Raw genomic sequence first — 22,465 nt, 5'->3', positions numbered from 1 at the left:
GGAAGTCCATCATTGCCTACTAGCCTATGGTCGCAGGCGTGTCCCTTCAGAAATCCTTGCTGAGGCGGGCGCAGCGGTTTTCAGCATCGAGCTGCTACCAGCCAGCGCAACCAGGCGGGCCTCCAGGCCAGCGTCTGGGCTACGCAGAAGCCGGCCGCACTCAGCAGCTGTACCCAAATAAGTGTGCCGAAGGCCGCACCTTCGGTGCGAAGCAGCAGTACCAGGCTGATCAGCAACAACAGCGTGGCGACTGATTTGCGTCCCCGGCATTTACCGGGAGGGCGGGCGTCGGGGGCAATGGTCTTCAGATGCTGCGGCTGGCTGAGTGCAAGCTGGGCGAAGGCCAGGTAGGCGAGGGCAAAAGCCAGGAAGGTGGGGATCAGCTCAGGCATTGCGGCACTCGGTCATCCTGATGTGTCGCCTGTTTGAGCTGCGCGAGTCTGATGCGCTTTGCGCTGATCAGACACACGCCGGTCAGCACCAGCAGCATCAGGTCCATGCCGGCGACTGCATGCAGGCCTGTGCGCAGACTATGCCCAAGGTGCGCGCCTGTAGTCAGCCAGTTCAACGCTACGGCGAGCAGCGCCATGCCGGCGGCGGTCAGTAACTGTTCGCGCCATGATCCGGCAGGGCGCAAGACTGCATGAGCCAGCGTCAGCGCCCAGGCGAGGAAGAATGCCCAGGCTTCAAGTGCCGCACGCTGACCCGGTGCGGCGGCAGCCACGGGCAAGACCCGGTTGGCGATGAAGAAGGCGAGCGTAGCGATGACCAGGCCGGTGCAGCCAGCAACCGCGGTGGCCTCGACCAGGCGCGCACTGATCCGTCCCTGACGTGCATGCCGTGCGCGGCGAGCGCCGGTCCAGAACAATAGCCCGGTGCCGATCAGCAGGCAGCCACTCAGCCCTCCGGCGAAATATAGCCAGCGCAGCGTCCAGTGATCGAACTGTATGAAGTGCAAACCCGTCAGGAATCGTTGCACCCCAACGATGGGCGTCGTCCAGTGTTGATGCAGAAGTGCGCCAGTGTTGGCGTCGAATGTCAGGCGGTCCACGTTCATGGTGACTTCGTCAGCAAACCCGCGGCGCACTTCCACATAGGCATGGCGATCACCGGGGTTCCAGATGCGGATCAGGTAGGCGTTGCCCGGTCTGTCGGCACCAGACCAGATACGTTCGGCGCTGTGCAGCATTGCATCCAGCGAGGCCATCGGCGCCGCAGACCCGCTGGCCGGCCGTGTGTAGCCACCAAGGGCTTCCAGTTGTAGCTGCGCCCGGTCTTCGGCATAGAGACCATCGGCGATGTTGGGAAAGTAGATCAGGCAGAAGATCGCCAGCCCCGACAGGCTGATAAGGAAATGGAACGGCAGCACCATCACGCCGGTGAGGTTATGCAGGTCAAGCAGGCCGCGTTGGAGGCGTTTGCGGGGGCGAAAAGTGAAGAACTCGGCGAGCAGCTTGCGGTGTGCGACGACACCGGATACCAGCAACACCAGCATACCCATACCGGCTGCACCCACCAGCCAGTAGCCGATGTTGAGCCAGGGCACATGCAGGCTGAAGTGGAACGGGAAAATAAAACCGGTGCCAGCCCAGCTCCCTTCATCGGCGAGCAATTGGCCGGAGTGCGGATCAATGTGCCGGGTAACTCGGTCCTGCCCGGGGAGCTGGTAAGACAGCTGCAGGGTAGGCGCGCGTGCGTCGGGCAGACGGATGGACCAGAGCGGTGAGGCGGCAGCCAACTGTTTTGCATGTTCCACCAGCAGGTGATCGAGCGACAGTTCGATGGGTGGTGCCGGTAAGCGCGTGGCCGGCAGCATCCAGCGATCGATCTCGCGGTCAAACAGCGAAAGCGAGCCGGTCCAGAAGATCGCCATGAGTACCCCACCGAGCAACACGCCTGCCCAGCCGTGCAGCCAACTCATGGACCGGCGAAAGCCTGTACCTGGCGCCATATCAATCTCCCAGCTGCGTCATGGTTAACAGGTCCTGCAGCAGCATGCCGCCGAAGGTGCCGCTCAAGAGGATCGCCCAGACACGCCACAGTCGTGGTTCACTGACACTCCACAGCAGCAAGGCGGGATAAACGAGCAGGCTGAGCATGGCAGTCAGGTATACGGCTTCGCTGCGTGCCAGGTCGGATAGCATCACCGCGAGCACACTGCTCAACGAAGCCAGCGAGGCCGTACAGGCATAGCTACCCCCAATGGCCGCCAACAGGCGCAGCAGCAAGCTGCCACGCCGAAGGTCACGCGGGGAGGCGGGGCGCCGGGATGCCGTGATTGGCGATCTGCTACTCACTTCAGAAACTGACCTGATAACCAAGGGTCAGGGTACGTCCGCGTCCATTGAACACGCGGCCGTTGCGGGTCTGGTCTGAACCAGTATTGGCAGCCTGGGAGTAATAGGTGAGGTAGTCGCGGTTGAGCAGGTTCTCCACGCCGAGGCTGACATCGCCAACCGGTGTACGGTAGCCAATCGACGCGTCCACCAAGGTGTAGCCGTCAAACTCCAGCTCCGGCTGGTCGAAGTCGCGGCTGGCGTAGTGGTTGGCTTGCAGCAGGCTGTGCAGTTTGTCAGTCCAATTGGCCTGCCAGCTGATGCCGTAGCGATCCGGCGAGATGTTGGCGCCATTGAGGTCGGTATCGACTTTGCCGTCGCCGTTGGTGTCGGAGCGACCGTTGACCTGGGCATAGCTGAGTTTCAGGCGATGCGCATCGTTGACCTGCCAGCCGCCAGTGAACTCGATACCATCGATCTCCGTGCGCTCGCGGCGAACCTGGTAGACGCCGCCAACACTGTCCAGACGCGAGCCGAGGTCGGCGTCGGATTCGTAGTAGCTGATCTCGGCATCGAACGGGCCATGATTCAGGCGCAGGCCAACCTCCTTGTTCTCTGTCACGACCGGCTGCAGATCAAGGAAGCCGTCGACTCGTGTGCCTGGCGTACCAATGCCGCGCAATACGCGACCGACATCCGGCATGCCAAAGCCCTCTGAATAGTTGGTGAAAAGCTGTGCCCAACTGCTCACCTGCCAGACGGCGCCGATGTTGTAGAGCGTTTCTTCAAAGGAAGGATTCCCCCCTTCGACGGCAACACCACCCGGTGGCTGGCTAGTGGAGGCAATGGTATGAAAACTGTCCACCTCAAGATCGGCGAACTCGTGACGCACACCGGCAAACAGGGTCAATTGGTCGAGCGCGCGGATTTCCGCCTGCAGAAAAGGCGCGTAGTTGCGGAACACTGTCTCCGGCACCCACTCGCGGTCCGTCAGGATCAATTGTTGGCTGGTGGTGTCCTGCAGAATGTCGAGACCGCCGACGAGCTTCAGATGGTTGTCGAACAAGCCATCGCGACTCAAGGTGAGCTTGGCGCCGTACTTGTCCGATTCGTTCTGTGACTGGTCGAACAGGGTACCGACCGGTGCGATGCTGGAATCTTGGAAGGCAGCATTGATACCGCCACCAAAGCGCCCACGAAAGCGTTGGCTGTACAACTGCAGCCCCAACTCGTTGCCGTACAGATCAGCATGCTTGTACGACAGGCTGCTAGCCAGCACCTCATTCTGCGGCGCTTTGCCCTGCGGATCACCCTTGCGCGAGGTGGCTGGAATACCTGCGTTGGCATCGCCCGGAACGTTGACGTAGTCATGCTCGCCTTCGACCTGATAGTGGTTGATCATCAGGTTGATGTTCTGGTTGTCGTCCAGCCAGTAACCTAGTTTGAGCAGCACGTCCTGGGCCGTGGAGTCCATCACATCGCCCTGGGTATCATCGACACCGATGAGATCGCCGTTGGCATCGTAGAACATGCCCTGGGTATTCCAGCTTGCGGAGGCGAGATAATCAAAGCTGCCCTGGGTGCCCTCGACGCGGTAATCGAGCTTGTAACCCAGCCCTTCGGACTCGTAGTCGCCCGGTGCGGTGAGGCTGATGCCCGCATGCTGACGCAAGGCGCCACCGGTTGGGCGGCGGGTGACGTAATTGATGATGCCGCCCGTGGCGCCCAGACCGTGCTCAGCGCTGGCACCGTGGATCACCTCGATGCGCTCGACCATCGATAAGTCGATAACGTAGCCGTCGCGCTGACTGTCACGAAGTGGTGTCGACTGTGGTACGCCATCAATAAGAATCAGCGCCGAACGCCCGCGAAAACTTTCGCCCGCGCTGGACATTTTCTGTCGGCTCGGCGAGTAGGAGGGGATCAGGTTACTCAGCACAGCCCCGTGATCAGAGGTGATAGCCAGCTGTTGCTCGATCTGCTCACGACTGATCACCGTGATTTTTTGCGGCGTCTTTCCTGCTTCGGTTCCACCACGTGTGGCACTGACGGTGACGGCTTTGAGCTCCACTGTTTCCTGGGGCGTCGCGGCTGCGGCTGGCAGGGAAAGGCTAGCGAGCGAAATGGACAGGTATAGGCAGGGGTTGCGAAACACGTAGGCGCTCTCCAATGTTGTTGATACTTATTATCATGTGGGTGCGCAATATATATCGGCGGATAACGAGTGTCATTATCATTTGAGGTATTTTCTTGGGGTCGCTACATGGCATTGGGGGATATGAGTATGGAGTCGGCGATAGATGATCTGCTGCGGCTTGCCCTCTCCACGGTTCAATACGTTACCCGACGTATCTCGCTGACCGAAGACGGGAATGTGCTCAGTGCTGGGCGGTGCGGATTCTCGACGATCTGGACGATCTGTTCGACGAACTCTCTCAAGCCAGACAGAGCCTGCGAGGCTTGTTGCACATCAGCAACTCGTTCGGTTTTGGCCGCTACCATGTGGCTCCGGCCATCTCATTGCTGGCAGAGCGTTATCACGAAATGGAGATTCGTCTCGATGTGTTCGATCGCGTCGTGCCCAGCAGACTGGAAGACCTGCCACGCTACGGTTGTCTCGTGCTCAAGGAGCGCAACAACGTGTTCGGCGTGTGGAATCTGGATCGTGGCGGCAAGCAACAAAGCGTCAGAATCAGTGGACCATTCTCATCCAATAACGGAGAAATCGTGCTGCAGTGGGCCTCAATGACCGCGGCATCCTTCTGTGCTCCCTCTGGGATGTCAAACCGCTACTGGAGCGCGGCGCGTTGGTGCAGGTATTGCCTGAATACAGTCAGAGCGCCAACGTGGGGGCTGTTTACCCCACCCGGCTAAGCTGAGGGTGTGTGTCGAGTTTCTGACCGAATATTTCTGCGTCATTTCCTTATAGGCCGTCCCAGCAAATGCTGAGGTCAGGACCACTCAGGCTGGCCGCTGACTTACCTAGTGGGAGCTAGAGCGGGCATCCCTTGCTGCGCAGCAGGGCATCGAAACGTGCAGGATCGAGCGTCCCTTCTTCGATGGCTCGCATGATGCCCGCCTCTCTGTCCAACAGCTCACTGCATCGTGCATGCAGGGCGGGTAATTCGACTGCTGAAACCGATACGACCCCGTCAGCATCGCCAATCACCAGGTCTCCCGGATTGACCACCAACCCCGCGCAGGAGACCGGCACATTGATCTCTCCGCCACCATCGGTGCTTGGCCCCCGGTGCACACAACCCAGCGCAAATACTGGCAGATCACCCTCAAGCCACTCGTCGCGGTCGCGTATGGCGCCGTTGACGACGATGCCGGCAATACCCGTCTTGATCGCCATCGCCCGCATGATGCCGCCGACGACCGCACGCGTCAGATCCGCGCTGCCGTCAATGACCAGCACGTCCCCCGGCTGCGCCAGTTGAATGGCTTTGAGGATCATCAAATTGTCACCGGGCCTAACCCTGACCGTGAGCGCCTGACCGCAAAGGTGTCGGGTGCCGTGATAGGGCTTAAGGCCAAGGCCTCCGACATTGCGCCCCAGGCAATCACTGAGGATGGCGCTTGGCATACCACGAAAGGCCTCGAACCAGTGCGCGTCCAGTTCGGCTGCGCGAGGGTTGATCATATAGCCGGCAGGCCACTGCTGATTTTGCGCTACTTCGAGCATCGATATTTCTCCAGGCCAGGCCCGAAAGAGCCTGGCCGATTTCCAGTCAGAAAGTTCAGGCGAGCCAGGGGTTGGCATGTAGGTGTCGAGCTTCGAATGCCTTGATCTGTTCGGTGCGCTGCAACGTGCTGCCGATGGCGTCCAGGCCACACATGAGCGCGTCCTTACGCAATGTGTCGATACTGAACGCGATGCTGCGCCCGTCCGCCAAGCGGATAGCTTGCTCGACCAGGTCGACTTCAATGGCGGCGTTTTGCTGTTCGGCGACCATCGCGCCTAGCACCTGCAGCTCGGCCTCGCTCAGTTGAATGAGCAAGACGCCGTTTCGCTGGCAATTGTCGAAGAAGATACCAGCAAAGCTGGTGCCTATGATGGCGCGAATACCCAGTTGCTTGAGCCCCCAGACAGCGTGCTCACGGCTCGAGCCACAGCCGAAGTTCGGCCCAACGACCAGAAAGCTGGATTGATTCCAGGGCGCCTGGTTGAGCACGAATTCCGGATTGGGGCTGCCGTCCTGCAAAAAACGCAGATCGAAGAACACGCCACGATCCAGACCGTTGCGATCGATACCCTTGAGAAATTGCTTGGGCATGATCACGTCGGTGTCGACGTTGGCTGCAAGAAACGGAGCGGCTACACCGCTGACAGTAGTGAATGGCTGCATCTCAGGCCTCCAGCGACAGGGTACGAACATCGGTCAGACGGCCACTGACGGCAGCAGCCGCGACCATGGCCGGGCTCATCAGGTGCGTACGTGCACCTGCCCCCTGGCGTCCTTCGAAGTTGCGGTTGGTGCTCGAGGCGCAACGGTCACCGGTCGATAGCACGTCATCGTTCATTGCCAGACACATGGAGCAACCGGACTGGCGCCATTCGAAGCCTGCTTCCTGGAAGATTTGCGCCAGGCCTTCAGCTTCCGCCTGGTCACGAACCTGCGTCGAGCCGGGCACGATCATCGCGCGCACGTTTGCCGCAACCTTGCGTCCTTGCACCACCCGCGCTGCGTCGCGCAGGTCTTCGATGCGGGCATTTGTACAGGAGCCGATGAAGGCGTGGCTGATGGCGATTTCAGTCAATGGCGTTCCGGGCTCTAGGCCCATGTAACGCAGGGCACGCTGTAAATCCATACGGCGAATCGCATCGGGCTCCTCCGCAGGGTCAGGTACACAGGCGCCGATGGGCGCGGCCTGATCGGGGCTGGTGCCCCAAGTCACCATGGGGATCAGCTCGCTGGCGTCGAGCTCCACTTCCTTGTCGAACTGCGCGCCAGGATCGCTGTAGAGCCCCTTCCACTTTTCCAGAGCCTGCTCCCACAGCGCGCCCTTGGGTACGCGAGGCTTGTCCTTGAGGTAGGCGTAGACCTTCTCATCCGGCGCAATGAACGCGCCGCGTGCGCCAGCCTCTACCGCCATGTTGCAAATGGTCATGCGGGCTTCGACGCTGAGCGACTCGATGGTGCTGCCGGCGAATTCGATGGCGTATCCCGTTGCTCCAGAAGCACCGATTCGCTGGATCAGCGCCATGATGATGTCTTTCGAGGTGACGTCCGGCCCCATCTCGCCCTGAACGCTCACGCGCATGGTTTTCAAACGTTTGTAGACCAGCGTCTGGGTAGCCAGCAGGTGTTCGATCTCGGATGTGCCGATACCGAAGCCGAACGCCCCCAGGGCACCGTAGGTCGTCGTGTGGCTATCACCTGCCGCCACCATCATGCCGGGCAGAATGAAGCCCTGCTCGGGCGCGACCACGTGTTCGATACCTTGGCGCTTGTCCAGCACGTCGAACAGCTCGATACCGAAGTCGCGGCAGTTTTCTTCGAAGTACGACACTTGCAGCGCACCGCCAGCATCCGGCATGGCGGCGACACGTTGCGGGGCAGTCGGGTTGACGTGATCAACGACACAAAGCGTGGCCGAGGGACGCCACACTTTTCTCTTGGCTTCGCGCAGACCACTGAATGCCTGCGGGCTGGTGTACTCGTTGGCGACCTGCCGGTCGATGTAGAGCAGCACATGGCCTTGGTCGTCGAGTTCGCAGATCGTATGGGAGTCAATGTATTTGTCGTAAAGGGTTCTGGGATGAGCCATGGCTCTCTCGCTTTAGTCATTTTCCCGGTTTCAAAACAGCTATATGAGAACGCTTGCGGCCAGGAGATAGAAGAAATAGTGTGGACAAAGCCGAGCCTCAAACACCAATGAATCACGAATCGTGGCTAATCGAATCGCAATCCACAGGTGTTAGTGCGTCGAGAATTTCAGGTGATCAGCGGTTGTGACCTCAATTCCGTACTTGTCCGCCAGAAGACCTCGAGCTGGCTTGCCAAACGCTCGTACCAGCGTAGAAGTGCCGAAAGTCCTTCGGGTTTGATCAAGTCCGTTCGAGAAACGTCATGACCTCGTCGAACAAAAGCCCTGGCGCTTCTTCGGGTATGTAGTGCCCTGAGGGCAGCGACTTGCCTTGCACGTTTCGAGCGACCTGCTGCCATTCGCGTAACGGGTCGAAACAGCGGCCTACCACACCTTGCGCCCCCCACAAGGCAAGTATCGGCGTTTCTAACAAACGCCCAGCGTCCAGATCCTGCCGATCATGTTCCAAGTCGATCGTTGCGCTCGCTCGGTAATCGTCGCAGAAGGCGCGTGCCGTTCCCGGCAAACTCAGACAGCGGAGGTACTCGGCGAACGCTTCGTCGGTGAAGGGTGCAAGGCCCGCGCTACGCGCGCCCATCACGCTCTTCAGATAGAGTTCAGGGTCAGCCTCGATCAGGGTTTCCGGAAGCGGCGCAGGACGTATGAGAAAGAACCAATGCCAATAGGCACGGGCGAACGCCTCGTTGGTTTGCGCATACATTGCCAGTGTTGGAGCGACGTCGAGAAGGATGAGCCGACCTACCGCCGAGCCATGGTCGGCTGCCAGCCGATGAGCAACACGAGCACCACGGTCATGCCCAAGGATATCGAAGGCTCCAAATCCTAGCGACTGCATCAACTGCAACATGTCGCGTGCCATTTCGCGCTTGGAATATGCCTCATGATTAGCATCGGAAGCCGGCTTGCTGCTGTCGCCATACCCGCGCAAATCGGCTGCCACTACGGTGAAGTGCTGGGCCAGTTGCTCTGCAATCTTGTGCCATATCACATGGGTTTGTGGGTGGCCGTGCAGTAGCAACAGGGCAGGGCCAGTGCCGCCTTTACGGTAAGCAATGCGCACCCCGTTAACTTGTTTTTCGCCCTTCGTGAAGCTAGTAAACATATCCTTACCTCTTCGTCATGGTTGCCGACATGTTAGACCTGCAGGGAGTTATCACAAGGCGGGCAACGTGGTTTGCGCGTTCACGAACCGTGTTGAACGCTCAGAGCGAAAGCTGTCTGAAATGCTCGGCAAGAAATTCGACGCATACTCGGAGCTTTGCCGAATTGGCAAGTCGTGTGGGATATACGGCCCAAACGTTTGCGCTCTCACTGTAGTCGGCTAGCAGATGTACCAACTTGCCCTCCTCAAGCAGCGGCTTAACGTCCCACATCGAACGGAGCAGTATTCCTTGGCCACTCAGTGCCCATTGCAGAACGATTTCACCACTGTTCGATGACAAGGAGCCGCTGACTCGTACCGAGTGCGACTTGCCGTCGGCCTGCAGGTGCCATATGCCGAACGCATTGTTGCGCTCCTTCAGCACGAGGCAATCGTGACGCTGCAAATCCTCGAGGCTCGTCGGCGCACCTCTGCGAGCGAGGTAGTCGGGACTTGCACACAACACTCTTTTGTTGGCCACCAACCGCTTGCTGATGTGTTGGCCAGGGAGGTCATCTCCAACCCGAATCTCCAGATCGAAACCCTCCCCGATGATGTCGACAACACGGTCGAAAACGTCCAGCCGCACCTCGAGTTCAGGAAAGCGCCCGGCAAGTATCGAGATGGCCGGTGCCACGTGGTTTCGCCCAAAACCGAAGCTACTGCAGATATGGACCAGTCCGCGGGGCGTCTGTCGTGCCTGCGAGAGTTCATTGAAGAAGTCGTCCAGATCGCCGAGGATGCGCACCGCCCAACGCTGCGCCCGCTCGCCATCATCGGTCAGGGCAAGCCGGCGGGTGGTGCGGTGCAGCAGCTTGGCATTGAGCACCCGCTCGAGAATCTGGATGCGTTTGCTGACATAGGCAGGTGATACTCCTAGCTCATCCGCAGCTCCGGCAAAGCTCTGCTTGCGGATTACCGTGAGGAACACCCGCAAATCCTCAGGCAATGGCAGTTGATCACGAATCGTGTTCATAGACCCCATACTTAGCTTATTTTACACACGCGAAGTGGAAGATAGCATGCTAGCAGCTGACCTTTATAGCGAAGCGAGCAACGCCACCGAGTCCTCACACAAAAATAAACAGAGGAATAATGCTATGCACATTCTCCGCGCATTTGTAATCCTTCCAATTCTATCTTCAGTAGTTAGTCAACTGTTGTCCCCGCAAGCTGACTGCCTGAATGAAGTAATCCGCAAGAGTGAAGGTGGCCTATGAACAAGCCACTTAAAGAAGAGCGTTTATCGCCGGCCAACGCCGTGCCAAACTCGATAGTTGCCGGTCATGAGCCAGAAGCCTCCAATAACACCGCTGCTAAGATAGGCTTTTTCCTAGGCCCACTCTTGCTGTTGGTATGCCTGTTGAGTGACCCACCATCCGGTATGTCGGTCACTGCCTGGGCCGTCGTGGGGATAGCACTCTTGATGGCCACCTGGTGGTCTACCGAGGCCATTCCAATCCCCATCACTTCGCTGCTACCAATCCTTTTGGTTCCTGCGTTAGGTATCGACACCCTGGGCAATGCCACCAGTCAATATGCCAATCCGATAATTTTCTTGTTTCTCGGTGGTTTTCTCCTGGGCTTGGCTATGGAGCGCTGGAACCTGCACAAACGCATCGCGTTGCACACGTTGTTGGCCGTTGGTAGTCGCCCGACCCATCAGGTGGCTGGGTTCATGCTCGCTACTGCGTTCCTCAGCATGTGGGTAAGCAATACCGCTACCACAATTATGATGCTGCCCATTGGCCTATCAGTCATAGGCATGCTTAGCCGGGGCGACAGTGAGAGCAAGGTAGAGCGTGAGCGCTTTGCCACAGCACTGCTTTTGGGTATTGCCTATGCAGCCAGCATCGGGGGCATAGCCACTCTGATAGGCACACCACCGAACGCCTTGCTGGCAGCCTTTCTTCAAGACAACTACAACATTCATATCGGCTTTGGACAGTGGATGCTGATTGGACTTCCGGTATCCATTCTGCTGCTGGCGTTTACTTGGTGGTGGCTGACTCGCAAAGGCTTCAATCTATCTGGACATGGCAGTGAAGTCCTGCTTAATCAAGAGCTCGCTGATCTTGGTCCGCTCTCCAAAGGCGAGAAGTTGGTCGGATTGGTCTTCGTTTTGACTGCGCTCTCATGGATATTTCAACCACTGATTGCGGTCTACTTTCCAGGCGTGAATGACACCACCATTGCGCTCGCCGCGGCCATCTCTCTCTTTATTATCCCGGCAGATGCGAAAAGACGGGGTTTCCTTATGAGCTGGGACTACACCGCTAAACTTCCTTGGGGCGTGCTACTGCTGTTCGGCGGCGGCTTGTCCCTTGCGGAGGTTATTCGGACCACTGGTTTGGCTGAGTGGATAGCTCAAGGCCTGGGTACTTTTGGCACATTGCCGATACTGCTCATGCTCGGAGTGGTAGCCCTAGTGATCATCTTCCTCACTGAGATCACCTCCAACACCGCGACCGTAGCTGCCTTCCTGCCACTTCTGGGGGCTCTGGCCATTTCCCAGGGCTTTCCAGTGGAACTGCTTGTGGTGCCTGCCGCAATAGCCGCCAGCTGCGCATTTATGTTGCCTGTGGCCACGCCACCAAACGCGATTGTCTTTGGTTCCGGCCATATGCGCATCAAGTCGATGGTCTGTGCGGGTTTCATGCTCAACCTTGCCGGTTTGGTGATTGTCACCCTTGTCAGTTATTTCCTGATCGGAACGGTGTTGGGTTAACCCTTGAGTCCATGTCGCTGGAGCACTCATTACAAGGCTCAGGCTGCCCTAGTGAGAATTCAGAATTTGAACAAACCTCGGTTACTTCGTCGGCGACGAAGACGGCAGCGCCATGGTCGGCGAGCTGGACAACAAGACCTACTCTGGGCCGGTCTCGGCCAAGACCGGCAAGCATACCTTCTATGTCGGTCTGCAGAAGGTCAGCGGCGACACAAGCTGGATGCGGGTTAACGGCACCAGCGGCAGCACTCTCGCTAACTTTAACTTCAACTCCAGCTACGACAACGCTGGGGAGCGCTCCTGGCAGGTACGTCACGACTACAACTTTGCCGGCGTAGGCATCATCGGACTAGTTATGATGAATCGCTACACTAGTGGCAGCAACGTGCACACTGGGTCCATGACCAAGGGGAAGGAATGGGGGCGGGAAACTGAATTGGCATATGTAATTCAGAGTGGCGTACTAAAGAATCTAAACGTGCGCGGGCGCAACTCAAGTGTAAGCGTCCGGTTATCAACCTGTGATTCCCGGACGCTACTGTAATTCCGCGAAGCCATCCCGTTATCTCGCCAGCTGCCACACACTGCGGCTGTGTGATTGCCAGCGCCTCGTTTTGGGCACATTTTGGGCACACGGCATTTTTCAGGTTTTTTTGCGCTGAAGGGCGGGTGTCACGGAGAGGTTTTAAGCAGAAAAGTGAGTATTGTTTTCTGTGCCCACCGATTCGGGCACAAAGAATGCAACTGATAGCGTGGTGCGTCGTTGATTTTAGAGGGAAATGGCGCACCCGACAGGATTCGAACCTGTGACCCCTGCCTTCGGAGGGCAGTACTCTATCCAGCTGAGCTACGGGTGCGTAAGCGCGGCCATGATACGCATAGATAAGGCATTCGTCCATGGTTTCGGTACAATACCGGCCGTGTCGCCGAGCCCCGCCCAGGTGCGGCGGCTTGTCGCTGCACGCGGTTGCTGTTTTGCTGCTTATGGGTTTACCGGTATACTCGCGCAATTGTCCGGGCACTGTACTTGGGCTCATACCTATAGCCATGATGAGGATGTATAAGTGACGATCTTGAAAAAATATCTGGCTGCGTCCGCCGCCATGCTTGCCCTGGTTGCCGGCAACTCTTTTGCGGCCACCGACGAGGCCATTGCTGAGCGCATCAAGCCTTACGGTACTGTGTGCGTGACCGGTGATGAGTGCGCGGACGAAGTCGCCGCTGCACCTGCTGCTGCGGCCGGTGGCGATGCGGCTGCCGGTGGTGGTTCTCAGGGTGAGGCGCTGTTCAGTGCCAAGGCCTGTGTTGCGTGCCACAGCGTCGACAACAAGGTAGTAGGCCCAGCGCTCAAGGAAGTGGCGGCCAAGTACGCGGGTGATGCGGACCATATCATCGCCAGCATCAAGAACGGTTCCAGCGGTAACTGGGGTCCGATTCCGATGCCGCCGAATGCGGTCAATGATGAAGAAGCCGCTGCGCTGGCTGAGTGGATTCTGTCCCTCAACTGAGTCGAGCTGTGCTTTGAGAAAAACCACCCATTGCGGTGGTTTTTCTGTTTCTGGCGGCTGGATTATGGGGCCGGGGCTTGCCTGCGAATGGGTGAGGGCTGATGGAAAAGCTTCGCGGCCAAGGCCGCTCCCACAAGAAGCAATCTGCTAAACCAATTAGCGCCCGAGCATGCTGCGGATGTCCGCCAGGGCGGTATTGCCACGGGCCTGTTTCTTTTCCACCGGGACGTCCTCGGTGCCTTCCCATTCCAGATCATCTGGCGGTAGCTCATCGAGAAAGCGGCTGGGCAGGCAGTCGATGATTTCGCCGAACTGACGGCGGCGGGCGGCGAAGGTGAAGGTCAGGTTGCGCTTGGCGCGGGTGATGGCCACGTAGGCCAGCCGGCGCTCTTCGTCCACGCTGTCGGCTTCGATGCTGGAGCGGTGCGGGAGGATCTCTTCTTCCATGCCGAGCACATAGACGTGCGGGTATTCCAGGCCCTTGGAGGCGTGCATGGTCATGAGCTGCACGCGGTCGGCGTCCTCTTCCTCTTCCTGGCGTTCGAGCATGTCGCGCAGCACCAGTTTGGCGATGGCATCCTCGAAGGTGGTTTCGCCGGTTTCATCACGGTCCATGGTGGTTTTCAGCGAGTCCAGCAAGAACCAGACGTTGCCCATACGTTTGGCGGCGATCTCGTCGCTGGAGCAGTTCTGCCGTATCCAGTTCTCATAGTCCAGATCCATCACCATGCTACGCAGGGCAGCAATGGGCTCGTTCTGGGCGCACTGCTGGCGGACCTTTTCCAGCCAGTGGCCGAAGCGCTGCAGGCGTTCGCAGTAACGCGGTTCCATATGCTCGGCCAGGCCCATTTCGGTGCAGGCGGCGAACAGGCTGATCTCGCGCTGGTTGGCGTAGGTGCCGAGCTTTTCCAGGGTCGCCGGGCCGATTTCCCGGCGTGGTACGTTGATCACCCGCAGCAGGGCGTTGTCGTCATCCGGGTTGACCAGCAGGCGGAAGTAGGACATCACGTCCTTGACCTCCTGGCGGCTGAAGAAACTGGTACCACCCGACAGGTGATAGGGAATCTGATGGTGCTGCAGCTTGAGTTCGATCAGCCGGGACTGGTGGTTGCCCCGGTAGAGGATGGCAATGTCCTTCCATGGAATCCGCTGCTTGAGATGCAGATTCTGGATATCAGTGGCCACCCGTTCGGCCTCGGCGTCTTCGTTGCGGCAGCGGATCACCCGGATCGGATCGCCATAGCCCAGCTCGCTCCACAGTTGTTTCTCGAACACATGCGGGTTATTGGCAATCAGGGTGTTGGCGGCCTTGAGGATGCGGCTGGTGGAGCGGTAGTTCTGCTCCAGCATGACGACCTTCAGCGCCGGGAAATCCTCTTTCAGCTGGGCGAGGTTTTCCGGGCGAGCGCCGCGCCAGGCGTAGATCGACTGGTCATCATCCCCCACCACGGTGAAGCGCGCCTGGCTGCCCACCAGCATCTTCACCAGCAGGTACTGGCTGGCGTTGGTGTCCTGATACTCGTCAACCAGCATGTAGCGGATGCGAAACTGCCACTTTTCCAGCACGTCAGGGTGGTCGCGAAACAGCAATACCGGGATCAGGATCAGATCGTCAAAGTCGACCGCGTTGTAGGCTTTCAGCGTGCGGTTGTAGTGCATGTAGACGCTGGCAGCGGTCTGCTGTTGGGGCGTCTTGGCATGCTCCAGCGCTTCTTCGGGGGTGATCAGGTCATTCTTCCAGGCGGAGATCTGCGCCTGGATGCCCTCGACGCCGTCGTCCGCGCCGTAGTCCTTGTGCATCAGGTCATTGATCAGCGCCTGGGCATCATTCTGGTCGAAGATCGAAAAGCCGGGCTTGTAGCCCAGGCGCTTGTGTTCCTTGCGAATGATGTTCAGGCCAAGGTTATGAAAGGTCGATACCGTCAGGCCCCGCCCCTCGGCGCCGCGCAGCAGTGAGCCGACGCGTTCCTTCATTTCCCGGGCGGCCTTGTTGGTAAAGGTGACCGCGACGATATTCTGCGCGCGCAGGCCACATTCCTTGATCAGGTAAGCGATCTTGCGGGTAATCACGCTGGTCTTGCCGCTTCCGGCGCCGGCCAGCACGAGCATGGGGCCACCGATATAGTGGACTGCTTCCTGTTGACGGGGATTGAGTTGCGACACATTGACCTCACGCAAAACCGGGTGCGCGATTCTAGCATAGGGTATGCTACTGGCCGGGCCGGAAACGCTCGACATGATAATGGCCAAAAGCTAGTCTGAGGCAGGCTTTGTTTTTTCCAGGTCTGAGACGAGGTGAACTTGCTGTCTGTGGAAAGGCCGCTACAACGGATTGTGTTGCTGGAAGACAATGGCGCCGCTGCGAAACAGCTGTCCATTCGTCTGGCGGTAGACGGCGTTCCTTCGGTCGTTGTTGCCCGGAACTGGCAACAGGCGATGGACCTGCTGGTGCCCGACCTGGAGTCAGTGATACTGGCCCGCGAGACCTTCCTTCCCATCCCTCAATGCAGTGTTCCGGTGATTCTGTTGACGCACGGGACTGCCGATGCTTTGCCCGTTGGCGTGGTGGATAGCATTTCGGATCAGGCCAGCGACGGCGAACTGTTCCGCTGTCTGCGTTATGCCGGCGAACGCGCCGCCCTGCAGGTAGCACTCACCCGTGCCGCCAGTGATGATCCGCTGACCGGCTGTTGCAACCGGCAGGTGCTACAGGATCGCCTCAAACAGGGCATGTGTCGCGCGGCGCGCACCAACCAGCCCCTGGCCGTATTGTCGTTGGATCTGGACAATTTCAGCCATGTGAATGACAGCCTCGGTCATGTGGCCGGCGACGCCATCATCCGCGAGGTAGCCGATCGGCTGCGACATCTCCTGCGTTCCACCGATACGGTGGGACGCATGGGCGGTGATGAATTCACCGTCATCCTCGAAGATTACGACTCTCACGCCAACCTCATGCATGTGATGAAAAAGGTTATCGACGGGCTGGCCGAGCCGTATCGGGTGGATGAGGAAAGCCTGCTGCTGGGCTGCAGTATCGGTATCGCGACCTTCCCCGAAGGGGGGCAGACAGTCGATGATCTGCTGTTGCGTGCTGGCCTGGCCATGCAGCAGGCCAAGGCGCAGAGTGGCTGTCATTTCCATTTCTATGATGAACGCATCAATCTGCAGGCGTCCCGCCAGATCGAATTCGAGGGGGAGCTGCGGCGGGCGTTGCGCAATAACGAACTGGAGCTGCATTATCAGCCGCGCGTTGAGCTCAGCAGCGGCAGGATCGTAGGAGTGGAAGGGCTGATTCGCTGGCGCCATCCCGAACGGGGGTTGCTGGGGCCCAACGAGTTCATTCCACTGGCCGAGGAGAACGGCCTGATCGTGCCGATGGGTTATTGGGTCATCGCCCGCGCCTGCCATGACCTGAGCATCCTCCAGCGGCAAGGGATAGATCTGCACGTGGCGGTCAATATGTCCTTCCGACAGTTTCTCGACGGGCGCCTGCTGGCGACCATCGAGCGGCTGGTTGCCAAGACCGGTATCGATCCGCGCAAGCTAGAGTTCGAGCTGACGGAAACCGCCGTCATGCAGCGCCCTGAGCAAGTGCAGCAGGCCATGGTGGGCATGACCGGACTAGGCGTTCGTTTCTCGCTGGATGATTTCGGCACCGGCTTTTCCTCCTTCGTACACCTGCACCGCTTGCCGATCAATCTGCTCAAGCTCGATCGCAGCTTCGTTCGCGGCACCGCCGAGCGCCCGGCAGACCGGCAACTGGTCGCAGCGATGATCGATATGGGCCACAGCCTCGGTTTGCAGGTGGTGGCCGAAGGGGTGGAAGAACGGGTACAAATGGAAATCCTGCGGGGGATGGGGTGCGACCAGATCCAGGGTTTCTTCATCAGTCCGGCATTGCCCTTTGACGAACTGTGTTATTTCGCCGATGCCTATAGTATGGGCCGGGATAACGTGCTGAGCGGCACGCCTCAGTGCTCCCCTGCTAGCTGAGTGGCAGGCGATCCAGCGGCTGGCGATCCAGCGGCTGGCGATCCAGTTGCCGATACTGCAATGCCTCGGCCAGGTGCGGCCGCCCGATCATGGGCTGCTGTTCGAGATCGGCCAAGGTGCGTGCGACCTTCAGGACGCGATGGCTGGCCCGCCGCGATAATCCCAGCTGCGCCACCGCCTTTTCCAGCCAGCTCGCGTCGGCCGTTGGCAGCGCGCAATGCTGGCGCACATCGGACAGATCCAGATAGGCATTCAGGCAGCCCTGACGGTCGAGCTGACGTTGACGGGCGGCAGCGACTGCAGCGCCAGCCTCGGCGCTGTCGGGTTTGCCGACGGTCTGCCCGGTGAGACTGAACGCCTCGTTGTGCATGGCCAGATGCAGATCGATACGATCCAGCAGCGGGCCGGACAGTTTGCTGCGGTAACGCTCCACCTGTTCCGGTGAACAGCGGCAGCGCCCGGACGGGTCGCCCTGATAACCGCAGGGGCACGGGTTCATCGCGGCGATCAGCTGAAACCGCGCAGGAAAGGTCAGTTGTTCGCGGGCCCGGGCGATATGGATCTCGCCCGACTCCATCGGCTCGCGCAGCATCTCCAGCACCTTGCGATCAAACTCCGGCAGTTCATCGAGAAACAGCACGCCGTGATGCGCCTGGCTGATCTCCCCGGGCCGTGGTTGACTGCCGCCGCCCACCAGCGCCGCGGCGGATGCCCCATGGTGGGGCGCGCGGAACGGGCGGGTCGGCCAATGCTGCAACATGCCGCGTCCGCACACTGACTGAATCGCCGCCACTTCCAGCGCTTGCTCTTCCTCCAGCGCCGGCAGGATACCGGGCAGGCGGCTGGCGAGTAATGTTTTGCCGGTACCCGGTGGGCCGAACAGCAACAGATTATGGGAACCGGCGGCGGCCACGATCAGCGCGCGCTTGGCCTGGGCCTGTCCCTGCACGTCGCGCAGATCGGGCAGGTTGCCGGCCGGTGGTGGCCGTGAGCCGGCCGCCACCGCTGGCAATAGCTGCTCGCCGCGCAGATGCTCGCATAGCTCCAGCAGATGTTCGGCGGCGATGATCTCCACCCCCTGCACCAGCGCCGCCTCGGCCGCATTGGCGCGGGGCAGCAGTAGGGTGCGCTGGTTATCCCGGCAGGCCAGAGCAGCAGGCAGCACACCCTGGACCGGGCGCAGCTCGCCGGAGAGGGCCAGCTCGCCCAACACTTCGCAGCGCTCCAGGCTGGCGGGAGGTATCTGGCCACTGGCGGCCAGTAATCCAAGGGCGATGGCGAGATCGAAGCGCCCGCCTTCCTTTGGCAGGTCGGCCGGCGCCAGGTTGATGGTGATGCGCTTGAGGCTGGGAAATTCCAGCCGGGCATTCTGCAGGGCGCTGCGCACCCGGTCCTTGCTTTCCCGTACGGCGGTTTCCGGCAGTCCGACCAGCGTCAGGCTAGGCATACCGTTGGCCAGATGCACCTCCACCATCACCGGTGGCGCCTGGATACCCAGCTTAGCGCGGCTGTGGACAATCGCCAGGGACATGATCACTCCTTGATCGCCTCCGCCCGGGAGGCTGCGACGGCGGTGCCGTCAGGGTTGCTGTTCCAGCTCCGCCACCCGCTTCTCCAGCGCTTCCAGGCGTTCCCGGGTGCGCAGCAGGACGGTCTGCTGGGTATCGAATTCCTCCCGGCTCACCACATCCAGCTTGGCCAGTGCGCTTTGCAGCATGGCCTTGAGCTGGCGCTCGACTTCGGCGGTGGGCCGTGTTCCATCGCTCATCAGCAGTTTTGCTGCCTGATTGCCGACGGTATCAAACAAGACTTTATGCAGCATATGCGTTCCGTTTCCGGTAATTGAAAGGAGCCGGCCGCGGCCGGTCTGGCTGTGCGAGTCTAACATCCGCCGCCCCACGCCCCAAAACGGCACCCGCTGCGCTGCCCGACTCTGGCGCATTGACGCGACTGCAGCGCACCACGCTGGTGCGGCTACGGCCGCCATCATTGCCATTCTCATCCCGAAATTTATTCAACCACTTGAAAATAAAAGATATTTCAAAGATGGCAGGGTTTCTGCAAAGAGCCAGAGTATCCGGATCACCCGCGGAACCGAATAGCGCAGTGCCGAAAATGTGATCCGGTGCACGATGCGGTGGGCAACTGCATCAGGCCGCGCGGGGCGGTGTGCTGCGGGTTTTCTGCACGCATCCGTGCAAAGTCCGATTTTAAAAGGCTTTAACTCGGCATAGACTTGTCCTGTCCCCCAGGGCAGTCCATCTAACGGGAGTATCAACATGAAATTAGTAACGGCTGTAATCAAGCCATTCAAGCTGGACGACGTTCGGGAATCGCTTTCCGAGATCGGCGTTCAGGGCATTACCGTCACCGAGGTAAAAGGATTTGGTCGGCAGAAGGGCCATACCGAGCTGTATCGGGGTGCTGAATACGTGGTGGACTTCCTGCCCAAGGTCAAGATTGAAGTGGCCATCGGCGACGACATGCTCGACCGCGTCATCGAAGCCATCACCAAGGCGGCCAACACCGGCAAGATCGGCGACGGCAAGATCTTCGTTGTGGCGCTGGAGCAGGCCATCCGCATCAGGACAGGCGAGACCGGCACCGACGCTATCTAACGCGTCGCTGCATTCGCTTACAAAGTAATAAAGCCTATCTGGGGGGCTTGATTATGGAAGACATCGTACAACTGAAGTACGCGCTTGATACGTTCTATTTTCTGATGTGTGCCGTGCTGGTAATGTGGATGGCCTGCGGTTTTGCCATGCTCGAGGCCGGCCTGGTGCGCACCAAGAGTACAACCGAGATTCTTGCCAAGAACATCGCACTGTTCGCCATCGCGTCGATCATGTACCTGCTGGTCGGCTACTACATCATGTACTCATCCACGGGGCCGATCTTTCCAAGCCTGGGCATGCTGATTGGGCAGGAAAACACCCTTGATGCAGTCATGGCCGGAGGGGACGACGCGCCGTATTATTCCAGCCGCGCCGATTTCTTCTTCCAGATCGTCTTTGCCGGGGCTTGCATGTCCATCGTCTCGGGCGCCGTCGCCGAGCGTATGCGGTTGTGGGCATTCCTGCTGTTCGCGGTGATCATGACCGGCTTCATCTATCCCATTCAGGGCGCCTGGAGCTGGGGTGGCGGCTGGTTGAGCGAGATGGGCTACTCCGATTACGCAGGCTCTGGCATCGTGCACATGGCAGGTGCTGCCGCAGCGCTGGCCGGGGTCATCCTGCTGGGGCCGCGCAAGGGAAAATACGGCCCGAATGGTCAGATCAATGCCATTCCGGGGTGTAACCTGGCCCTGTCCACCCTGGGTATCTTCATCCTGTGGATGGGCTGGTTCGGCTTCAACGGCGGCTCCGAGCTGAAAATTTCCGACATCGAGTCGGCCAATAACGTGGCCCAGGTGATGGTCAATACCAACCTGGCGGCAGCGGGTGGGCTGATCGCCGCGATGATCGTGTCGCGTCTGCTGTTCGGCAAGACTGACCTGACCATGCTGCTCAACGGTGCGCTCGCGGGGCTGGTGTCCATCACCGCCGATCCGTTGTCGCCCACGGCCTTCGGCGCCCTGCTGGTCGGTGCGGTGGGTGGTGTGATCGTGGTCTTCAGCGTACTGGCGCTGGATCGGGTAAAAATCGACGATCCGGCCGGTGCCATCTCCGCCCACGGCTCGGCTGGTATCTGGGGCGTGCTGGCGGTACCGCTGAGCAATGCCGAGGCGACCTTCGGTGGGCAGCTGCTGGGCGTGATCGCCATCTTCGCCTGGGTGTTTCTCGCCAGCCTGATTATCTGGAGCGTTATCAAGGCGGTGATCGGCATCCGGATCTCCGAGGCGGAAGAATACGAAGGTGTGGATATCTCCGAATGCGGGATGGAAGCCTACCCCGAGTTCACCGGCAACAAGTGATGGCTGATGGCAGACAGGGCGCATATGCGCCCTGTCTGCGTTTTTACCTGGGCAAAAACTGCAAAACTTGCCGGCTCCGACAGAGTCACAAGTTGTGAACGCATCATTCGCCAAGGGAGATTTGCATGAAAGCCGAGACGTTCGATTATCTGCTGGAATGGACCAGCGATCTGCACACCATCATTGCTGACTGTCTGGAACAGGCCATCACCCCTGATACCGACCAGCGCAGCCGGTGGTTGATGGAGTACGTGGCCGGCCATGAGCGTGATATCGCCCGCAAGGTGGATCAGTTCCGGGCGCAGGCCGGCAAGGCGGAAAGCCGGACCTGGCTGTATGAGCATATTGGCGAAGACCTGCCGCCAAGAGCCAGGTGGGAATTGAGCTTCGTCGGTAAGGATTTCAATGAAATCAATGAACAGCTGTTCGAGCTGCATGGTCAGCTGATCGAAGTGTACACCTCGATGACCGGTCGCGCGGCGATCCCGGCGGCGGCTGAACTGATGCGCAACATGTTGGCGCTGGAGCAGGGGGAGACCCGCCGCCTGGCCGAGCAATGCGGGCGCCTGCAGGACCTCTGATCCACGGGCCGGGCCCCTGCCGGGCAGGCAACATCATCTCGATGAGGCAAATTTTTTTCCTTACCCTCTGTTCAAATCCCTCTGTTGCGCTATATATAGCCAAGTTTCAAGCGGAGGAACGCCATGAGTGAAGACGATATCGAAGATGATGACCTGCAGGAAGAAGAGGTGGACAACAGTGATGTTGATGAAACCGATGCCATGGAGAGCGATGATGAGCCCGCGGTAAAACCGCGCAAGAAGTCGGCCAATCAGGAAGACCCTCTGGAAGGGTTATCCCTGGAAGCCAAGGCTCGGGAGCGTGAAATGCTGGCGCGGCAGATGGAGGAGTTCCTTGCACGCGGCGGCAAGGTTCAGGAAGTCGACAACAACGCACTGGGTGATCCGCCGAAAAAGCCAGAAGGGAAGTACGGCAGCCGGCCGATCTGACGTATCGCGGTATTGACGAGCCCGTCGGTCGCCGCGGGCTCGTTGTATTTCCATC

General features: G+C 59.4%; 19 protein-coding genes, 1 tRNA gene and 2 pseudogenes. 9 read left to right on the top strand and 13 right to left on the bottom strand.

Going from position 1 to position 22,465, the window contains the following annotated elements; genetic code table 11:
* Positions 1–80: 80 nt before the first annotated feature.
* The 4 genes from DHB74_RS06020 to DHB74_RS06005 all read right to left on the bottom strand — a co-directional run bounded on the left by DHB74_RS06020 (position 81) and on the right by DHB74_RS06005 (position 4,347).
* Positions 81–392: a DUF3325 family protein gene (locus DHB74_RS06020; RefSeq protein WP_499160998.1), complete on the bottom strand. Its 312-nt coding sequence runs from the start codon at positions 390–392 to the stop codon at positions 81–83.
* Positions 380–1,951, bottom strand: a complete 1,572-nt coding sequence (locus tag DHB74_RS06015) for a PepSY-associated TM helix domain-containing protein (protein WP_499160997.1) — start codon at positions 1,949–1,951, stop codon at positions 380–382. The genes DHB74_RS06020 and DHB74_RS06015 overlap by 13 nt, the downstream gene beginning before the upstream one ends.
* Position 1,952: 1 nt before the next feature.
* Positions 1,953–2,228, bottom strand: coding sequence for a phosphoethanolamine transferase CptA (locus tag DHB74_RS06010; protein ID WP_235833865.1), 276 nt, complete (start codon positions 2,226–2,228; stop codon positions 1,953–1,955).
* 70 nt (positions 2,229–2,298) lie between these two features.
* Positions 2,299–4,347, bottom strand: a complete 2,049-nt coding sequence (locus tag DHB74_RS06005) for a TonB-dependent receptor (protein ID WP_499160996.1) — start codon at positions 4,345–4,347, stop codon at positions 2,299–2,301.
* A 270-nt stretch (positions 4,348–4,617) separates the two neighbouring features.
* Here DHB74_RS06005 and DHB74_RS06000 point away from each other — a divergent pair.
* Positions 4,618–5,205 (top strand): annotated as a pseudogene (locus DHB74_RS06000) (LysR substrate-binding domain-containing protein); the annotation flags it as partial.
* A gap of 63 nt (positions 5,206–5,268) precedes the next feature.
* On the opposite strand, the gene DHB74_RS05995 reads toward DHB74_RS06000, so the two are convergent.
* From DHB74_RS05995 to DHB74_RS05975, 5 genes are all read right to left on the bottom strand, one after another.
* On the bottom strand, positions 5,269–5,964 hold the full coding sequence (locus tag DHB74_RS05995; RefSeq protein ID WP_499160995.1) for an RraA family protein: 696 nt from the start codon (positions 5,962–5,964) through the stop codon (positions 5,269–5,271).
* A 55-nt stretch (positions 5,965–6,019) separates the two neighbouring features.
* Positions 6,020–6,628 carry a 3-isopropylmalate dehydratase small subunit gene (leuD, locus tag DHB74_RS05990; protein WP_499160994.1) on the bottom strand — a complete coding sequence of 203 codons (609 nt, stop codon included), beginning with the start codon at positions 6,626–6,628 and terminating at the stop codon, positions 6,020–6,022.
* 1 nt (position 6,629) lies between these two features.
* On the bottom strand, positions 6,630–8,051 hold the full coding sequence (leuC, locus tag DHB74_RS05985) for a 3-isopropylmalate dehydratase large subunit (protein ID WP_499160993.1): 1,422 nt from the start codon (positions 8,049–8,051) through the stop codon (positions 6,630–6,632).
* A 280-nt stretch (positions 8,052–8,331) separates the two neighbouring features.
* The gene (locus DHB74_RS05980; protein WP_499160992.1) at positions 8,332–9,213 is read right to left on the bottom strand and encodes an alpha/beta fold hydrolase; all 882 of its coding nucleotides are present in this window, start codon (positions 9,211–9,213) and stop codon (positions 8,332–8,334) included.
* A gap of 100 nt (positions 9,214–9,313) precedes the next feature.
* A complete protein-coding gene (locus DHB74_RS05975; RefSeq protein WP_499160991.1) occupies positions 9,314–10,228 on the bottom strand; it encodes a LysR substrate-binding domain-containing protein in 915 nt (304 codons plus the stop codon).
* A 240-nt stretch (positions 10,229–10,468) separates the two neighbouring features.
* Here DHB74_RS05975 and DHB74_RS05970 point away from each other — a divergent pair, with 240 nt between their 5' ends.
* Complete coding sequence (locus DHB74_RS05970) at positions 10,469–11,980, top strand: SLC13 family permease (protein ID WP_499160990.1); 1,512 nt, start codon at positions 10,469–10,471, stop codon at positions 11,978–11,980.
* Positions 11,981–12,053: 73 nt separating this feature from the next.
* Positions 12,054–12,524 (top strand): annotated as a pseudogene (locus tag DHB74_RS05965) (OprD family outer membrane porin); the annotation flags it as partial.
* Between the two features lie 236 nt (positions 12,525–12,760).
* On the opposite strand, the gene DHB74_RS05960 reads toward DHB74_RS05965, so the two are convergent.
* Positions 12,761–12,837 (bottom strand) — tRNA-Arg (locus DHB74_RS05960).
* Between the two features lie 330 nt (positions 12,838–13,167).
* Between DHB74_RS05960 and DHB74_RS05955 the strand changes: the two genes are divergently transcribed.
* A complete protein-coding gene (locus DHB74_RS05955; RefSeq protein WP_499161036.1) occupies positions 13,168–13,488 on the top strand; it encodes a c-type cytochrome in 321 nt (106 codons plus the stop codon).
* Between the two features lie 156 nt (positions 13,489–13,644).
* On the opposite strand, the gene rep is transcribed toward DHB74_RS05955, so the two are convergent.
* Positions 13,645–15,651, bottom strand: a complete 2,007-nt coding sequence (rep, locus tag DHB74_RS05950; RefSeq protein WP_074779765.1) for a DNA helicase Rep — start codon at positions 15,649–15,651, stop codon at positions 13,645–13,647.
* Between the two features lie 141 nt (positions 15,652–15,792).
* On the opposite strand from rep, the gene DHB74_RS05945 reads away from it, so the two are divergent.
* The gene (locus tag DHB74_RS05945; protein WP_499161035.1) at positions 15,793–17,484 is read left to right on the top strand and encodes a putative bifunctional diguanylate cyclase/phosphodiesterase; all 1,692 of its coding nucleotides are present in this window, start codon (positions 15,793–15,795) and stop codon (positions 17,482–17,484) included.
* Here DHB74_RS05945 and DHB74_RS05940 read toward each other — a convergent pair.
* Both DHB74_RS05940 and DHB74_RS05935 read right to left on the bottom strand, forming a co-directional pair.
* Positions 17,477–19,015, bottom strand: a complete 1,539-nt coding sequence (locus tag DHB74_RS05940) for a YifB family Mg chelatase-like AAA ATPase (protein WP_499160989.1) — start codon at positions 19,013–19,015, stop codon at positions 17,477–17,479. The genes DHB74_RS05945 and DHB74_RS05940 overlap by 8 nt on opposite strands.
* Before the next feature lie 48 nt (positions 19,016–19,063).
* A complete protein-coding gene (locus DHB74_RS05935; protein ID WP_036988954.1) occupies positions 19,064–19,306 on the bottom strand; it encodes an accessory factor UbiK family protein in 243 nt (80 codons plus the stop codon).
* A 457-nt stretch (positions 19,307–19,763) separates the two neighbouring features.
* Between DHB74_RS05935 and glnK the strand changes: the two genes are divergently transcribed.
* From glnK to DHB74_RS05915, 4 genes are all read left to right on the top strand, one after another.
* The gene (glnK, locus tag DHB74_RS05930; protein ID WP_036988956.1) at positions 19,764–20,102 is read left to right on the top strand and encodes a P-II family nitrogen regulator; all 339 of its coding nucleotides are present in this window, start codon (positions 19,764–19,766) and stop codon (positions 20,100–20,102) included.
* 53 nt (positions 20,103–20,155) lie between these two features.
* Positions 20,156–21,400 carry an ammonium transporter gene (locus DHB74_RS05925; protein ID WP_036988957.1) on the top strand — a complete coding sequence of 415 codons (1,245 nt, stop codon included), beginning with the start codon at positions 20,156–20,158 and terminating at the stop codon, positions 21,398–21,400.
* Between the two features lie 125 nt (positions 21,401–21,525).
* Positions 21,526–21,981 (top strand): hypothetical protein, encoded by a 456-nt coding sequence (locus DHB74_RS05920; protein WP_036988958.1) that lies wholly within the window; start codon positions 21,526–21,528, stop codon positions 21,979–21,981.
* A gap of 123 nt (positions 21,982–22,104) precedes the next feature.
* The gene (locus DHB74_RS05915; RefSeq protein ID WP_036988960.1) at positions 22,105–22,410 is read left to right on the top strand and encodes a hypothetical protein; all 306 of its coding nucleotides are present in this window, start codon (positions 22,105–22,107) and stop codon (positions 22,408–22,410) included.
* The last annotated feature ends 55 nt before the right edge of the window (positions 22,411–22,465 follow it).

This window comes from Pseudomonas sp. G11-1, from assembly GCF_024031555.1.
Lineage (GTDB): Bacteria > Pseudomonadota > Gammaproteobacteria > Pseudomonadales > Pseudomonadaceae > Halopseudomonas > Halopseudomonas bauzanensis.
Note: the sequence above shows the minus strand (reverse complement) of the source record. Positions and strands in the feature narration are given on the sequence as shown.

Coding starts and splice junctions, on each gene's coding strand:
- DHB74_RS05975 (WP_499160991.1), bottom strand. CDS start 10,228: ATGAACACGATTCGTGATCAACTGCCATTGCCTGAGGATTTGCGGGTG.
- leuD (WP_499160994.1), bottom strand. CDS start 6,628: ATGCAGCCATTCACTACTGTCAGCGGTGTAGCCGCTCCGTTTCTTGCA.
- DHB74_RS05925 (WP_036988957.1), top strand. CDS start 20,156: ATGGAAGACATCGTACAACTGAAGTACGCGCTTGATACGTTCTATTTT.
- leuC (WP_499160993.1), bottom strand. CDS start 8,051: ATGGCTCATCCCAGAACCCTTTACGACAAATACATTGACTCCCATACG.
- DHB74_RS05940 (WP_499160989.1), bottom strand. CDS start 19,015: ATGTCCCTGGCGATTGTCCACAGCCGCGCTAAGCTGGGTATCCAGGCG.
- DHB74_RS05915 (WP_036988960.1), top strand. CDS start 22,105: ATGAGTGAAGACGATATCGAAGATGATGACCTGCAGGAAGAAGAGGTG.
- DHB74_RS05980 (WP_499160992.1), bottom strand. CDS start 9,213: ATGTTTACTAGCTTCACGAAGGGCGAAAAACAAGTTAACGGGGTGCGC.
- DHB74_RS05935 (WP_036988954.1), bottom strand. CDS start 19,306: ATGCTGCATAAAGTCTTGTTTGATACCGTCGGCAATCAGGCAGCAAAA.
- DHB74_RS05920 (WP_036988958.1), top strand. CDS start 21,526: ATGAAAGCCGAGACGTTCGATTATCTGCTGGAATGGACCAGCGATCTG.
- DHB74_RS06020 (WP_499160998.1), bottom strand. CDS start 392: ATGCCTGAGCTGATCCCCACCTTCCTGGCTTTTGCCCTCGCCTACCTG.
- DHB74_RS05970 (WP_499160990.1), top strand. CDS start 10,469: ATGAACAAGCCACTTAAAGAAGAGCGTTTATCGCCGGCCAACGCCGTG.
- DHB74_RS05995 (WP_499160995.1), bottom strand. CDS start 5,964: ATGCTCGAAGTAGCGCAAAATCAGCAGTGGCCTGCCGGCTATATGATC.
- glnK (WP_036988956.1), top strand. CDS start 19,764: ATGAAATTAGTAACGGCTGTAATCAAGCCATTCAAGCTGGACGACGTT.
- DHB74_RS06015 (WP_499160997.1), bottom strand. CDS start 1,951: ATGGCGCCAGGTACAGGCTTTCGCCGGTCCATGAGTTGGCTGCACGGC.